The organism is Pseudomonas sp. PDM16 (genome assembly GCF_014851865.1).
In the GTDB taxonomy this organism is placed as follows: domain Bacteria; phylum Pseudomonadota; class Gammaproteobacteria; order Pseudomonadales; family Pseudomonadaceae; genus Aquipseudomonas.
In genome coordinates this window covers 146,135-160,231 of sequence record NZ_JACVAM010000001.1, presented here as the reverse complement: position 1 = coordinate 160,231, position 14,097 = coordinate 146,135, and the positions used below count along the sequence as shown (strand labels likewise).

14 protein-coding genes are annotated in these 14,097 nt (G+C 61.3%); 3 read left to right on the top strand and 11 right to left on the bottom strand.

The annotated features are described in order from the left end of the window. Positions 1-5: 5 nt before the first annotated feature. Genes IB234_RS23865 through IB234_RS00740 form a run of 5 tightly spaced genes read right to left on the bottom strand, consistent with a single transcriptional unit; the run spans position 6 to position 5,395 of the window. Positions 6-671, bottom strand: a complete 666-nt coding sequence (locus IB234_RS23865) for a class I SAM-dependent methyltransferase (RefSeq protein ID WP_318651964.1) — start codon at positions 669-671, stop codon at positions 6-8. Further along, the gene (locus IB234_RS23860; protein ID WP_225580191.1) at positions 668-1,072 is read right to left on the bottom strand and encodes a GtrA family protein; all 405 of its coding nucleotides are present in this window, start codon (positions 1,070-1,072) and stop codon (positions 668-670) included. Before IB234_RS23860 ends, IB234_RS23865 begins: the two co-directional genes overlap by 4 nt. Next, positions 1,069-2,358, bottom strand: a complete 1,290-nt coding sequence (locus IB234_RS00750; RefSeq protein WP_192312409.1) for an NAD(P)/FAD-dependent oxidoreductase — start codon at positions 2,356-2,358, stop codon at positions 1,069-1,071. Before IB234_RS00750 ends, IB234_RS23860 begins: the two co-directional genes overlap by 4 nt. Before the next feature lie 2 nt (positions 2,359-2,360). Beyond that, positions 2,361-3,302, bottom strand: a complete 942-nt coding sequence (locus IB234_RS00745; RefSeq protein WP_192312407.1) for an NAD-dependent epimerase/dehydratase family protein — start codon at positions 3,300-3,302, stop codon at positions 2,361-2,363. Beyond that, complete coding sequence (locus IB234_RS00740; protein ID WP_192312405.1) at positions 3,299-5,395, bottom strand: hypothetical protein; 2,097 nt, start codon at positions 5,393-5,395, stop codon at positions 3,299-3,301. The genes IB234_RS00745 and IB234_RS00740 overlap by 4 nt, the downstream gene beginning before the upstream one ends. 480 nt (positions 5,396-5,875) lie before the next feature. Between IB234_RS00740 and IB234_RS00735 the strand changes: the two genes are divergently transcribed. Both IB234_RS00735 and IB234_RS00730 read left to right on the top strand, forming a co-directional pair. After that, positions 5,876-7,678: a sensor histidine kinase gene (locus tag IB234_RS00735; RefSeq protein WP_192312403.1), complete on the top strand. Its 1,803-nt coding sequence runs from the start codon at positions 5,876-5,878 to the stop codon at positions 7,676-7,678. Further along, a complete protein-coding gene (locus IB234_RS00730) occupies positions 7,675-9,036 on the top strand; it encodes a sigma-54-dependent transcriptional regulator (RefSeq protein WP_192312401.1) in 1,362 nt (453 codons plus the stop codon). Before IB234_RS00735 ends, IB234_RS00730 begins: the two co-directional genes overlap by 4 nt. Before the next feature lie 22 nt (positions 9,037-9,058). Here IB234_RS00730 and IB234_RS00725 read toward each other — a convergent pair whose 3' ends face one another. From IB234_RS00725 to IB234_RS00700, 6 genes are read right to left on the bottom strand one after another with little or no spacing between them, the layout of a single operon-like run. After that, complete coding sequence (locus tag IB234_RS00725; protein WP_192312399.1) at positions 9,059-9,628, bottom strand: hypothetical protein; 570 nt, start codon at positions 9,626-9,628, stop codon at positions 9,059-9,061. Then, positions 9,625-10,734 carry a beta-ketoacyl synthase N-terminal-like domain-containing protein gene (locus IB234_RS00720; RefSeq protein WP_192312397.1) on the bottom strand — a complete coding sequence of 370 codons (1,110 nt, stop codon included), beginning with the start codon at positions 10,732-10,734 and terminating at the stop codon, positions 9,625-9,627. The genes IB234_RS00725 and IB234_RS00720 overlap by 4 nt, the downstream gene beginning before the upstream one ends. Next, positions 10,731-10,994, bottom strand: coding sequence for an acyl carrier protein (locus tag IB234_RS00715; RefSeq protein ID WP_192312395.1), 264 nt, complete (start codon positions 10,992-10,994; stop codon positions 10,731-10,733). The genes IB234_RS00720 and IB234_RS00715 overlap by 4 nt, the downstream gene beginning before the upstream one ends. After that, positions 10,979-12,163, bottom strand: a complete 1,185-nt coding sequence (locus IB234_RS00710) for an ABC transporter permease (RefSeq protein ID WP_192312393.1) — start codon at positions 12,161-12,163, stop codon at positions 10,979-10,981. The genes IB234_RS00715 and IB234_RS00710 overlap by 16 nt, the downstream gene beginning before the upstream one ends. Continuing rightward, on the bottom strand, positions 12,160-13,044 hold the full coding sequence (locus IB234_RS00705; RefSeq protein ID WP_192312391.1) for an ABC transporter ATP-binding protein: 885 nt from the start codon (positions 13,042-13,044) through the stop codon (positions 12,160-12,162). Before IB234_RS00705 ends, IB234_RS00710 begins: the two co-directional genes overlap by 4 nt. Beyond that, complete coding sequence (locus tag IB234_RS00700; protein ID WP_192312389.1) at positions 13,037-13,444, bottom strand: beta-hydroxyacyl-ACP dehydratase; 408 nt, start codon at positions 13,442-13,444, stop codon at positions 13,037-13,039. Before IB234_RS00700 ends, IB234_RS00705 begins: the two co-directional genes overlap by 8 nt. A gap of 82 nt (positions 13,445-13,526) precedes the next feature. Here IB234_RS00700 and IB234_RS00695 point away from each other — a divergent pair, with 82 nt between their 5' ends. After that, positions 13,527-14,081, top strand: coding sequence for a methyltransferase family protein (locus IB234_RS00695; protein WP_192312387.1), 555 nt, complete (start codon positions 13,527-13,529; stop codon positions 14,079-14,081). Positions 14,082-14,097 lie beyond the last annotated feature (16 nt).

Sequence of the window (14,097 nt, the reverse complement as noted above, 5' to 3'; positions counted from 1 at the left end):
GTCTATCAGTCGGGCTTGCGGGCTACGATGAAGAACTGTTTACCCAGCAGCCTCCAGGCCAGGGGAACCTTCAGGTAGGCACGTACCAGCAGTGGGTGCGTCGGTAGAGCGCCCTGGGTGGTGTAGGGCAGGAAGCGGTCGATGTTGCGCTCGATCTGGAAGCCCCGGAGCCTCAGGGCCTCGCCTAGGGACAGATGGGTCAGGCCCAGATGATGATCATAGAAGTCCCAGTATTCGCCAGGAAGATAGCGTAGGTTGGGACCCAGGATCAGATAGCGCCCTCCGGGCCTGAGTGCCAGCATGACCTGATCGAGAAATCGCTCTAGGGTCGGCTTGTCCGGCAGGTGCTCTAGGAAGTTGGAGGTGAATACGATATCGGCGCTGCCGTGTACCACGCTGCCTAGCTCCGTGGCTGCGCATTGATGGAAGGCCACATCATCGTGCAGGAACTTGCGTGCATCCGGGTTCAGATCGACAGCTACTTTTTTCCCGGCCTGGATGTTGTTGATGAATTCACCGTATCCGCAGGCGACGTCCACCACGGTGTCATTCGGCTGCACAAAGTGATTCAGGAAGCCTCCGCATATTTCTCGCCAGATGGCGTTCTTGCGCGGCAATTCTTCCTGGGCGAAGCGAATCTGGTATAGCTCGGACAGTTCGTCGCTATTCACGTGCGATGCCCCCTGAACACGAAGAACTTGTAGAAGAGAAAGGTGGCCAGCATCGGCATGATGATCGCTATCGCGTGTGCCAGTGCTTGGTGATATCGGACGGTATCGATCAGCAGCTTGTCGAGCTGCATCGAGGTCAGCCAGACCAAAGGGAAGAAGGCCAGGTTTATCAGCGTGAAATCGCGAATCTGCAGGCGGCGCGCCCTGTTTGAGTTGGAAAATACGAACAGGCTGTTCAGCGTGAAAGCGGTTGCCATGCCAACTCCGTAGGCGCCGGCTACCGCGATGTCGAAGGGTAGCCATTGACTCAGCAGAATCCGCGCCAGCCAGTGCAACAGGGCGGCGGTCCCGCCGACCGCCAGGAAGCCAATGAACTGCCAACTCAGGAAGTGTCGAATCATGCAGTGGCCATCCTGGCCATCTGCCTGCCGAATGCAATGCTTTCGGAAATCCCTCGATCTTCCGGGTAGTAATAGGACGTATCGGCTACCCACAACCCGGTAACCGGCAACTGTACAGGCGGCAGCTGGTCAAGAAAGCTGGGGCCGCAGATGGGTTGTGCGTGGCGGTAGCGGCTGACTCGCATGTTCAGGAAGTCTTCGTCCTCCAAGTCGGTATTGATGCGTCGAAGGTAGCGGCGGGCCTTGTCCATGAACGCCTGATCAGGCTCCTGGAACTTGGGGTGTTCGCCAGGCATGTAGTAGGGCAGGTACACGATGTGCTGATCCAGTGGTCGTAGATTGCTGTATTCGACCAGACCAGGGATGTCCATCTGCGGGTCGTTCACGTTGAGCCAGAAGTTGTGGCTGAGGGATTTGCGCAGTTTAACGATGATGCACACGACGGCGATATTGCGCAGGCCTTCGTACTGCTTCAGTAGGTCAGGCGGCAATTGCGGAATCAGTCTGGGTACGAACGGCAGGGGAATGGTGCTGATCACCTTGTCGAAGTGATGCAGTTTGCCGCCCTCTTCGACACCAACGACCCGGCCGGACTCCAGCACCACGCGTGAAACCGGGGTCTTCAGCCGAACCTCGCCACCACGTTGCTCAATGGCTGCCTGCAGGGCGTGCAGGAGTGTCCTCGATCCGCCTTCGAGGTAGCCGAGCTTCTCTCTCATCAGGTCGTATCGAGAGCGCCCGACGCGTCTAATCCGGCTCCAGATCCAGGCGGCGGAGAGCTGATTCCCGTACTCGTAGAACTTGTAGGCGAACAACTTATCCCAGAGCACGCTGTAGGCTTCATCTCCCACCCAGCGCTTCAGCCAGCCGGTGGCCTCCAGAGTATCCAGCGGATGCCAGTCACGGCGCAGAGTAGAGAGCCAGGCGTGCAAGCCGTAGCGGAACTTGGCAACCAGGCCAAGGCCGGGGAAGCGCAGGAGTGCTAGCGGATTACCCCAGGCGTGCAGCTTTCCGTTGAAGTAGAAGCCCATGCGGGTCTCTTTCCAGTGCATCAGGTGGGCGATGCCCAACTCCTCGAGAGCCTGCAGGAACGCATGATCCGAGGTGCAATGGAAGTGGTAGTAGCGCTCTATCTCCAGACCATCGAAATCGAAGGTCGCTGTCATACCTCCAACGCGGTCATCTGCTTCGAACAACACGGGCTGGTGGCCGTCGCAGGCCAGCTGGTAGGCCACGGCCAGCCCCATCGGACCAGCGCCGAGCACGGCAATACGCTGTTTCTGCATGCTCAGAACTCCAGGGTGACCTTGCTGTAGACAGGGTGGCCGAAGGTTTGCCCAATTGCTTCGCTGAATGGAGTAGCGGGCACGCCGAATATCGCCGGCCAGTCGATTACCTCGAACTCGTCGCCCGCGGTCAAGGCCTTCAGCTGATCTGCCGTAAAGGGCGGATTCCGATCAAACAGAGCCCAGAGCCGCAGTAGCGCCGAAAACAGTCCGTAGGGAATCCTGAGTATCAGACAGCGCGCGCGGACCGCTTCTCTAATGCAGCGAATGATGTCGATATAGTCGATGCGCTCTTGGCCGGTAATGTTGAAAACTTCTCCACTGCGCCTGGATTCGATGCAGCTGATGATGATCCGGCAAAAGTCGCCGACGAACAGGGGTTGGCGCATATAACGACCGTGGCCGGGAATGGGGAATACCGGAACTCTCTTCATGAAGCGCGACAGCCATCCCAGGTGTTTGCGGTCGAACCAGCCGAACATCAGTGTTGGTCTCAGGACCACGCAGCGAATGCCACTCGCGATGACCATCTGCTCCTGAGCGCGTTTACTCGTGGTGTAGTGATCGTCACCAACCGATTCCACCACTGATGAGCTGATATGCACGGTGTAGGGGATATCGTGTCGCTTGATCAGTTGAAGAATCAGTTCCGTCGACGTCAGGTTGTTACGAACGAAGGGCTCCGGATTCGGATCGCCGATCTGGGCCTGCAGCATCACCACGGTCTCGGCATCGGCAAAATGCTTCTGCCAGTCGCCTGGTTCGGCCAGGTCCGCGTACTCGGCGGTGATGTCCGGGTGGAGCTGGCGCAGTATTTCCAGGTTCGGGCGATGCTTGTCCAGGACGACGAGATTGTCGTAGCCACGGGTCTTGAGTTCAGCAATCAGGTTCTGGCCAACCAGTCCGGCACCGCCGGGCAGAAGGATCTTTGCAGTCTTGTTCACGGGCCTGATGTCCTATCCTGCAGCAATGTTCGATTGATGTTGCTGCATTGTTCCCATTTGTTGCGATATTTTCTAATGAAACTTAGTTTATAGGGGGCATTCGTGACAGGCAGGTCGACTGAAATAGAAAAGCCAACAGGTCCCATATCTGGCTTTTCAAAGTGTTTGTTGACATCCGTCCTGAGAGCAAGTGTGACTGGTATGTTGGTATCCGTGTTTTTTGATTTTATATTGAGTATTAATTTCTGGGGTGCTCCTCCCGTATAGATATTGCCTGCCACCCATCCTTTTACTTCAAGGTTTTTTCCGGATAGTGCGAGCGAGTCAATGCCGGCTGGGCAATCGGTTTCTGGTGCCGTATGGATTGGGGGAGAGTCTTGGGTAAAGGTGTCGGGCCAAGTGGGTGATATAATGCAATTCGGATTTAGGCCAATTAGTCTTATATTTTCGGGTGGCGTTCCTGACTTAATGTATCCAAAGAAACCCGAGCGCAGTCCAGCCTCTCCCGTTAGATGGACTATATCTTTTCTGATGTGTCCGACAATGGCATAGCCGATGACCTCGTTGGTCTGGCTCACGGCAATTATCCTGCTGGGTGGAGCGCCGCTGGTTACATCGAATGCCCAGCCCTCTATTCGATTGTATGACTTGTCGGTGTCCAGCGTGTAGAAGACGTTGATGTTAGCGCTGCATTCGGGAATCACGCCACTTACATATACTTTGCGACCAAGGTAGTTTTTGGCTTTGGTGAATTCATCAAGTGTGAATGCCGAAAGTGATTTGGCTCCCTGTGCACTTCTCAGGAGTCGCTCTGGCTTGTCTAGAGAGATTGTTCTAAATATCTCCGTATCCTTGATTTGAAATTGAAGAGCTAGCGTTGCTGCTTTCATGGAGAAGAGGCGCTGCTCTGGTTTTCCTTTTGCGATTACCGAGCCCTGATAGGCTAGGAAAAGAAGGAATATGAATACTGAAAGTATGGCTAGTAACTTCTTGTGTCTCGGGAACCCAATCTTGGGCGAGAAGGATAGGATGGCCAGGGCGGTCCATGCCCAGATGACTGGTGTGCAGTAGCGGGATGTTACTGCCTGCTCCAGTCCGAGGCCTAGCCTCCCTAGAGTGCTTGCAAGTGCGCCGCCTCCTACAAAGGCGATGAAGGCTATGAGTATCCATTCAAAATAAAGGGGCTCCTTACTCCGCAGTGCTCTGATGAAATAGGTGATGGATAGGAAGATAACTACGGCTCCAGCTAGTGCGGCTGGACGGTTGCTTGCTTGGAAAATGTAGTGGAAGGGAGATCCTAGATAAAGAAGAAGAAAATGGATGAAGTCGACAGAGTTTGAAAGGGACTGATAAGGAATTGAGGTGTTTTTAACAGAGTGCTGATATGAAGAGAAATACAGAAAAAATATAAGGGTTGCTAGCGTTGCAATTATTAGGGTTTTCTGCTTCTGAAGTTTAAGTGTCACACTGAGTAGTGCGAGAACAGGCAGAGCCAGCAGCCCGTTGGCCATGGTTCCTGCGCTGACTACACCTGTCAGACAGGCTCCATAAAACCAGCGTTGCTGTTCTGGTCGAATGGCTGAGATGGTCAGCATGTAGAACGATGCAAGAGGAAGCAGATACGCAAGGATAAATTGTCCTTGAAATGGCAGGTATAGATTTTGTATCTGCACTAATGACAGGCTTGGGATTAGAAGAAACGAGATGATGGTGAGATTGGAGAAGCCTATAGATGTCTTCTCGCATATTTTCCAGAATATTAGTCCTATACTGATCGAGAAGAAATAATTCAAGACGACCAGGGTTGGTGTCGTTCCTTTTAAAAAATGCAAATCTAGCCAGAAAAGTATCCGTGCAACAATAATGCGATGTTCGTTGTGCTGCGCCCACCAGAGGCTAAGATTTTCTTTGGATAGCTCGTTGTAGAATCCCAGATAGCCATGCCAGGCGTCGGCATAAGGAATAACTGAGTATTCGTAATATCCGCTGATCAGTGCCATGGCGGCGAAAGCCCAGATCAGTAAGATCAGGCTCGCGTAGGTGGTTCGTTGTAAGACCATTGCTTTTTTAGGGGCGATTTTTCTGTCTGGCATTATTGTCTGCTTTTGGGGCGCCGTTAATGTGCTCTCGGAGGCAGCTGCGTGCGGTCAACAGATTGGCTCAGAGTCACTTTGATGCTCTTCGGCATTTAGAGTGAGTGCGAGTTTCGGCAGAGCTTTCAACCTTCGCTCTTTACTAAAGCTGTGGCGCTATCAGCATGTCGACAACAGATTTTCACTGGATCCCTCCTTATATAGGTTGCGCGGGTTTTTCGTGCAGGTTCCGGGCTAGCCTGCCCGTGACAGGATAACCAGCATGGAGCCATTCCATCCGTCGCAGTTGGCATACTGCGGCTACTGCTCGTCAAGGTAACATTTGAGTCTCTTGCATGCGCTGGATGGTTGGGATACTGCGAGGTCGTTGGTTCGATCTTGGCAGCGCCATGTGAAAAAATGAACGATAAGTTTGAGCTGAGGCCATTTCATTGATAGCACCTGATAGCCAGGCTTCGGAGGCCCATCGGACCGCTCCGTATGCCTAACGCACCCTATCGCCCCCGCTGGCGCAGCCTGGCTTTGCTCGCACTCGTGCTGGCGCCGCTCATGTGGCCGCTGCACTATTTTGCAGAGCGTTACTACCGCGGCGAGTTGCTCGAACAGAACAGACAGACTCTGGACCTGTATGTCGCCAACCTGTCCGGTACGTTGCGGCGCTATGAGATGCTGCCCTACATCTTGGCCGACTTGCCACCTCTGCGGGCGCTGCTCGCCGAGCCGGACGAGGGCCCGCTGCAGGAGCGGGCCAATCATCTGCTGGAGCGGGTGCGCAACGAGACCGGCGCCGATGTGATCTACCTGATGAGCCCTCAGGGGTTGACGCTGACCTCGTCCAATTGGGATCAGGTGGATAGCTTCATCGGTCGTGACTTCAGTTATCGCCCGTATTTCCGTGAGGCGCTGGCAGGCAAGCACGGCCGCTTCTTCGGGCTCGGGACGACCTCGCGCAAGCGTGGCTATTTCTTCTCGAGCCCGGTCTGGGATGGCGCCGAAGTGGTGGGCATTCTGGTGGTCAAAGTCGATCTGGATGATTCGGAGCGGCTCTGGGGGAATACCCCCGAGCAGCTCATGGTGACCGACAGCAATGGTGTGGTCATCGTTTCCTCGCGTCCCGATTGGCGCTTCCGTGCCACCCGCGATCTGGACAATGTCGAACGTGCCGCCATCGTCGCCAACCAGCCGTATCCGACCCAGGCTCCCGCGCCGCTCCAACTGAATGATCGGGCGTGGCTGATTCAGAGTCGGGGGCTGGCAGAGAGCGGTCTCGCGGTCAGTATCCTCGCGCCTCGCCAGTTGGTGGATCGACAGGTGAGCACTGCGCTGGCGGTAGGAGGGGCGGCTCTGCTGGTCGGTCTGCTGCTACTCGGTTTGCTGCTACAGCGCCGCCGTCACTACATCGACCGCATCGCGATGGATGCCGGGGCTCGGCGCGAACTGGAGATGCGCGTGTTGGAGCGTACCCGCGATCTGGAGACCCTGAACCATCGTCTCAAGGACGAGGTGCTCGAGCGGGAGCAGACGCAACAGGAGCTGCTGCGTACTCAGGACGACTTGGTTCAGGCCGGCAAGCTGACAGCGCTCGGAACGATGAGTGCAAGCATCAGCCACGAGCTCAATCAGCCGCTGGCGGCCATTCGCAGCTACGCCGACAACGCGGGTGTGCTGCTGGATCATCAGCGTATCGATGACGCTCGGGGGAACCTGCGGCAGATCAGCGAACTGACCGGCAGGATGGCCTCGATCATTGCCCATCTGCGGGCCTTCGCCCGTCGCGATCGCCACGCGCCGGAAAGTGTTGCTCTCCAGCCCGCGCTGGAGGATGCACTTGCCCTGGTTGCAAAGCGTCGGCGCGCGCTCGATGTTGAACTGATCCGCGATCTGCCTGACGCCACGCTCTGGGTGCAGGCGGGTGAGACCAGATTGCGCCAGGTGCTCGGCAATCTCCTGGCCAATGCGCTGGATGCCCTCGCTGAGAAGGCTCCGCCGCGACGTATCTGGCTGAATACCGAGGTGACGGAGCAAGGTGTCAATCTGACCTTGCGCGATAATGGTCCCGGTTTCAGCGAGCAGGCCCTCGCCCATGCTCGAGAGCCATTCTTCACCACCAAGACCAGCACCCAGGGCCTCGGCCTCGGCCTTGCCATCTGTGAGACGCTGATGAGAGCGCTTGGCGGGGAGCTCCTGCTGGCAAACCATCCGGATGGTGGCGCTCTGATTACCCTGCAGCTGCGTAGCGCGGCTCCAGGCGCCAACCTGCACCCCCCCGAGGAGTTTTCATGAGTTTCATCGACGATCGCGTACAGGTCCTTCTGATCGATGATGATGAGCACCTGCGCCTGGCTCTGGCGCAAACCCTCGATCTGGCAGGGCTGCGAGTCGAGACCTTGGCAGATGCGCGCAGTGTGGTCGAGCGTATTGCAAATGACTGGCCCGGAGTGGTCGTCAGTGATATCCGCATGCCGGGGGTGGACGGCATGCAGCTGCTGGAGCAGCTGCATGCGCATGACCCCGAGCTGCCGGTGCTGCTGATCACCGGCCATGGCGATGTGCCGCTGGCCGTGCAGGCGATGCGGGCTGGCGCCTACGACTTCCTGGAGAAGCCCTTCGCCAGCGACGCCCTGCTGGACAGTGTGCGCCGCGCGCTGGAGCTGCGTCGCCTGGTGCTGGAGAACCGTAGCCTGCGCCTCGCACTGGCTGACCGTGACGCCTTGGGGGGACGCTTAGTTGGTCAGTCCGCTCCGATGTTGCGCTTGCGCGAGCAGGTCGGCGCATTGGCGGCCATTCATACCGACGTGCTGATCCTGGGGGAGACGGGCGCCGGCAAAGAGGTGGTCGCGCGAGCACTGCATGACTTGTCGGCACGCCGGAAAGGCCCCTTCGTGGCCATCAACGCTGGTGCCTTGGCCGAGTCGGTCGTCGAGAGCGAGCTGTTCGGTCATGAGCCGGGAGCCTTCACCGGTGCTCAGAAGAGACGAATCGGCAAGTTCGAGTTCGCCAATGGCGGCACCCTGTTTCTGGATGAAATCGAGAGCATGAGTCCGGATGTACAGGTGAAGCTTCTACGCCTGTTGCAGGAACGCGTGGTTGAGCGGCTTGGTGGCAATCAGCTGATTCCGCTGGATATCCGAGTAGTCGCGGCAACCAAGGAGGACCTGCGTATCGCCGCCGATCAGGGTCGCTTCCGAGCGGATCTCTACTACCGGCTCAACGTCGCACCGTTGCGAATCCCGCCGCTTCGGGAACGTGGCGGAGATATCCTGCTGCTGTTCCAGCACCATGCCGATGTAGCAGCTCAGCGCCACCGGTTGCCGTCGCGGGAGCTTCAGCCAGGACAGCGGGCTCAGTTGCTCAGTCATGCGTGGCCGGGCAATGTGCGTGAGCTGCAGAATGCTGCCGAGCGCTTTGCCATGGGCCTGGACCTGGGGCTTGACCTGCCAGGAGGGATGCCGCCGATCGGCAGTTCGGAACTCAGTCTGGGAGAGCGGGTGGAGGCCTACGAGAAGGGGCTGATCGCGTCGGAGATGGCCAAGGGGCATGGCTCGGTGCGTAGCCTGGCCGAGGCACTAGGGTTGCCACGCAAGACGCTGCACGACAAGTTGCGCAAGCATGGGTTGGACTCGGGCGGTGACGAGGACTGACGCCGGGGAGGGGAATACCTGCTCAGGTGGGTACGTCCAGTCTCAGGTGGCAGACATCGCTCCCTATGGTCAGCTCGTCGAACCCATGTGCCAGCACGTGACAGCTTGAAGGCTCCATCAGCACCGCCTGCACCCGGAAATCGCCCAAGTCTTCCACCGCCACCAGCAGCGCCTGGCTGACCAGGCCGTCGGCCAGGTCCAGCGCGGCCAGCCGCTGCAGTTGCGGCCACACTCGCGGGCCGGCGCCGACGAACAGGTTCGGCCCTTCCAGCCCCAGTTGCTGGGCGACATGGAAGCCGGCCGCGTTGCTCACGCTGTTGACGAACTCGAAGGGCTTGGGCTGGCGCTGCTGCACGCACACGGCGTCGAGCAGCGCGCCCATGGTCGGCCGCGCCGGGTGGCGCGAGGCCAGGTACAGGCCGCAGTCGCTGCGCACCTGCTCCTTGAGCAGGGCGGCGCCGAGCAGGGCCTGGAAGATCAGGCGGTCGATGCGTCGTGGCGGGCTGGCCAGGTACTGGCTCAGCGCGGCCTTCAGCGCCTTGTCGTCGAGCTCGGCGCTGCCGTGGATTTCGCTGGCGGCAATAACCTTCATGGCTGTTCTCCCGCAACGCAGCCCTGCAGCACCAGGCTGGCGTTGTTGCCGCCGAAGCCGAAGAAGTTGGCCAGCAGCAGGGCGTTGGGGGCGATCGCCGTCGGCTCGCTAGGCAATGGCAGCAGCGCCGCGTCGGCATAGTCCAGCGCCGGCAAAGTGCCCTGGCGCAGGGCGGCGAGCAGCAACAGGGTTTCGCTCAGGCCGCAGGCGCCGAGGGTGTGGCCGAGCCAGGGCTTGAGCACGACCAGCGGCGGCATCGCCTCGGGGTAGAGCAAGCGCATGCCGGCACTCTCGGCCAGGTCGTTGGCGCCGGTGGCGGTGCCGTGCAGTTTGGCCAGGCCGATCTGTTCGGCGGTGACGCCGGCGGTGTTCAGCGCGCGTTGCATCACCCAGTCGATATGGCTGCCGTCCTCGCGGGTGGTGGTCAGGCTGCTGGTGTCGCAGGCGCTGAAGCCGCCGAGCAGTTTGGCCAGCGGCGCGGGGCCGGGCTCAAGGCCGAGCAGGGTGGCGCAGTAGCACTCACCGAGCACCAAGCCGTCACGCTCGGGATGGAAGGGCCGGTAGGCGCCGCTGGGGCTGGTCAGGTCGAGGGCGCCGAAACCCTGCTGGGCGATGGCGCTGGGAGTCTCGAAGGCCAGCACCAGTACCTGCTTGTATGCGCCGCTGGCGAGCAGGCGCGCACCGTACAGCAGACCGTTGGCGGCGCTGGTGCAGGCGGTGTTGAGGGTGAAGGCATCGACAAAGCCGTGGCGCTGGCGCAGCCGCTCGGCCATCAGGTCCAGCGGCGTGGAGTGTTCGAAACGGAAGCCGCCGTCGGCCGCCACTTGGGCTTCCAGCTCGGTGATGTCCAGCGCGGTGCTGGCGACGATCAGCAGGCAGTCGCCGGCCGGCGTGTTGCCCAGGGTTTCGCCCAGCAGGCGATCCAGGCGCGCATCCAGCGTCTCGTCAGTGGCGACGGTGAAGTAGGGGCGCGGCTGCTGCAGTTCGTGCAGCTGGAAGGGCGTCGGCTGCGGCCGAAGGTCGGCCTGCAGGTTGCTCGCCGCGTCGCTCAGGTTGGCGCCCAGGGCGCTGTGCAGGGCGCCGTGCTGCAGGTAGACCGGGGTCACTTCGATTGCCGGATAAAGGCGGCGATATCGGCGATGCTGGCGAGGATCTTGCGGCCATCCTTGGCGCCTTCGATGCGCACGCCATAGTGCTGCTGCAGGGCCAGCGACACCTGCAGGGCGTCCAGGCTGTCCATCTGCACACGGCTCTTGGCGCCGAACAGCGGCTCGTCGTCGGCGATGCTCTGCCAGTCGATGTCGTCTTCCTTGTCGCACTCGCGGATCAGCAATTGCTTGAGTTGTTGTTCTAGTCGTTCGTCCATTGCGTTTGCTGCACTCGTCTGCGGAACAGAAGCCAGCCACCGCCGCCCAGCAGGGCAGCCATCAGCAGCAGGCGGAAACAGTAGGGGGCGATGTCGGCGAGCGAGCCCTGGCCCACCAGCAGGGTGAGGAAGGCGTCCAGCGCCCAGCTCATCGGCGAGACTTCCGCCAGCTGGCCCATGGCCGCCGGCATCACGCTCTTCGGCACCATGATGCCGCCCAGTGCGGCGAGGATGATATTGATCCCGCCGCCGAGCAACAACGCCTGCTCGGCGCTGCGCGCCAATGCCGCCAGCAGCAGGCCGAGGCCGCAGGTGGCCAGGCTCAGGCTGATGGCGAGCAGGGCGTAGGCCGCCGGGCTGCCGGGCAGGTTCAGGCCTTGCAGGCCGAGCAGCGGCAGGCCGTGCACGCCGATGCTCAGCAGCAGGGCGAATTGCACCAGGTTGATGGCGAAGTAGGGCAGCAGCTTGCTCAGCGCCAGGGTGGCCAGGCTGAGGTCGAGGGCGCGGAAGCGCAGTAGCGCGCCGCTCTGCTGCTCGCGCTGGAAGCCGCCGGCCATCGGCAGGGCGACGAAGAACATGCCGAAGATCAGCCAGGCCGGCACGCTCAGCTGGCTGGCGTTGGCGCGGCCGCTGAGGTCGCCGCTGGCCAGCAGTTCGTGCTCCTCGATCTGGCTCTGGGTGCGCTGCTGCACCAGGGCCAGGCGCTCGGCCAATGGCAGGCTGGCATCCACGTCGCCACTATCTTCGAGGAAGGCGAGCAGGCGGGTCTGCGCCAGGGCGATGCGCACGGCGCCGCGCAGGTGCTGGCGCGACAGCTTGTCCAGCTGCGGCGGGAAGCTCAGGGCCAGGCCCTGGCGCTCATCGTCCAGCAGGCTCTCGCTGAAGTCGGCGGGCAGGCTGATCCTGGCGCTGCGCGCATCGCCCTGCGCCAGCAGTTCGCTGCCCGGCAGCTGGGCCTGTAGGGCGGCACGGAACACCTGTTCGTAGCTGCCGTTGGGCTCGGCCTGCAATACCAGGCGCAGCGCCGGCGGCTTGTCCTGCAGGTAGTTGGACATTGCGCCGGCCATCAGCACCAGGAACAGGGTCGGCATGATGAACAGCACGGCCAGCGCATGCGGGTCGCGCAGCATCAGCAGGAATTCCTTGCGCACCAAGGCCCGCAGTCTCATAGCCGGCCTCCGTTGAGGCGCAGGTAGAGCTGCTCCAGCGAGGGCCGGCCAAAGCGCAGCAGGTGCGGTAGCTCAGGGCGCTCGGCGAGGAAGCGGGTGATCTCCAGCAGCTGCGGGCCATCCAGCGCGGCGATGCGCAGGCCGCCCGGCAGCGTCTCGGCGCTCAGGTGCAGCTTGCTCAGCAGCTCACGCAGTCCGGCGGGTTCCTCGCCCTGCCATTCCAGCAGCAGGCCGTGGCTGTCGCCGAGCAGTTGGCGGCTGTCCAGGTCCAGGCGCACGCGGCCTTCGTGGAGCAGGACGATGCGCTGGGCCACGCGCTCGATCTCGTCGAGGTAGTGGCTGGTGTAGATCACACCGTGGCCTTCGCCGGTCAGGCGTTCGACGGCGCCCAGCAGCAGCTGGCGGCTGGCGGCGTCGACGCCGACCGTGGCCTCGTCGAACAGGTACAGGCGCGCGGGTTGCAGCAGGCCAATGGCGAAGTTCAGGCGGCGTTGTTCGCCACCGGACAGGCGTGCGGCACGGCGCTGCAGTTTGCTCTCCAGGGCGGTGCTGGCGATGCACAGCTCCAGGCGGCGGGCGCGTTCGGCGCCGCGCAGGCGGTAGAGGTCGGCGAACAGCTCGAGGTTCTCGCGCACCTTGAGTTCGGCATAGAAGGCCAGCTGTTGCGGCACCAGGCCGAGGCTGCGCTCGCCGTCCCAGCGGATTTCGCCCTGTTGCAGCGGCAGCACGCCGGCCAGCAGGGAGAGCAGGGTAGTCTTGCCGGCGCCGTTGCTGCCGAGCAGGCCCAGGCATTGGCCGGCCTGCAGCTGCAGGTCGATGCCCTGCAGGGCCGGGGTGTCGGCGCCGGGGTAGCGGTGGCTGAGGTGGCTCAGTTCAAGCACGGACCAGTACCAGCAGAAGCTTGCCGTCCAGCAGCAGGCGCTGCTCGGCGTGGATGCTGAAGGCGTAGAGCGCGCCGGACGGGCTCAGCGCCTCCTGGGTAGCGGCGACGTGCAGGGCGCCCTCGCGGTGTTGCGGCTCATGGTGCAGCTGTAACTGGGACAGCTTGCCCACCAGGGCCATGTCGATGGCGTTATCCTCGCCATATAGGGCACCATGCGCGGCGCACAGCTGGGCGGCGGCCTCGAACAGCAGGCAGGGCGAGGCGTCGTGGCCCAAGGCGTTCAGGTGATGCCAGGCGGACAGCCCCTCGATGCGGCCGGCGTCGTGGCCGAGCAGGGCATCCAGCCACAGGGCTTGGCCCTGGTGTGGCAGCAGGCTGTGCAGTTGGGTGCGGTCCATTGCGTACGCCGGAACTGAAGAGGCCGGCAGTGTATCAGAGGCCTGGACAGGGCTGGCGAGGCGGCAAAAGGAGGAAAGACGGATGGTGTGGCTGCAGGTGGCGGGGTTTGTGCTGGGTTCACTGGTGCTGCTGGGGATTTCCTGGCGAGCGCTGAAGAATCCGCAGTCCCACGGCTTCTACCGCTTCCTCGCTTGGGAGGCGATGCTGGGGCTGCTGGTGCTCAACGCGCCGGTCTGGTTCGAGGACCGCTACGCGCTGCACCAGAAGGTGTCCTGGGTGCTGCTGTTCGCCTCGCTGAGCGTGCTGTTCTGCGGCCTCTACCAGCTGCGCCGCGACGGCCGGCCCAGCGAACAGCGCCAGGATGACGAGCTGTACGCCTTCGAGCGCACCTCGCAGCTGGTCACTGGCGGCATCTATCGCTTCATCCGCCACCCGCTGTTCTGCTCGCTGCTACTGCTGACCTGGGGCATCGCCTGGAAAGACCTACATGCCCTGACGCTGGTTTTGGCTGTGGTGGCCAGCGTGTTGCTGTACCTGGCGGCGCGCCGCGACGAGGCGGAGTGCCTGGCCTACTTTGGCGAGGGCTACCGCGCGTACATGGGCCGCAGTCGGATGTTCATCCCCTATCTGTTCTGAGCTGTAGACGTACTAA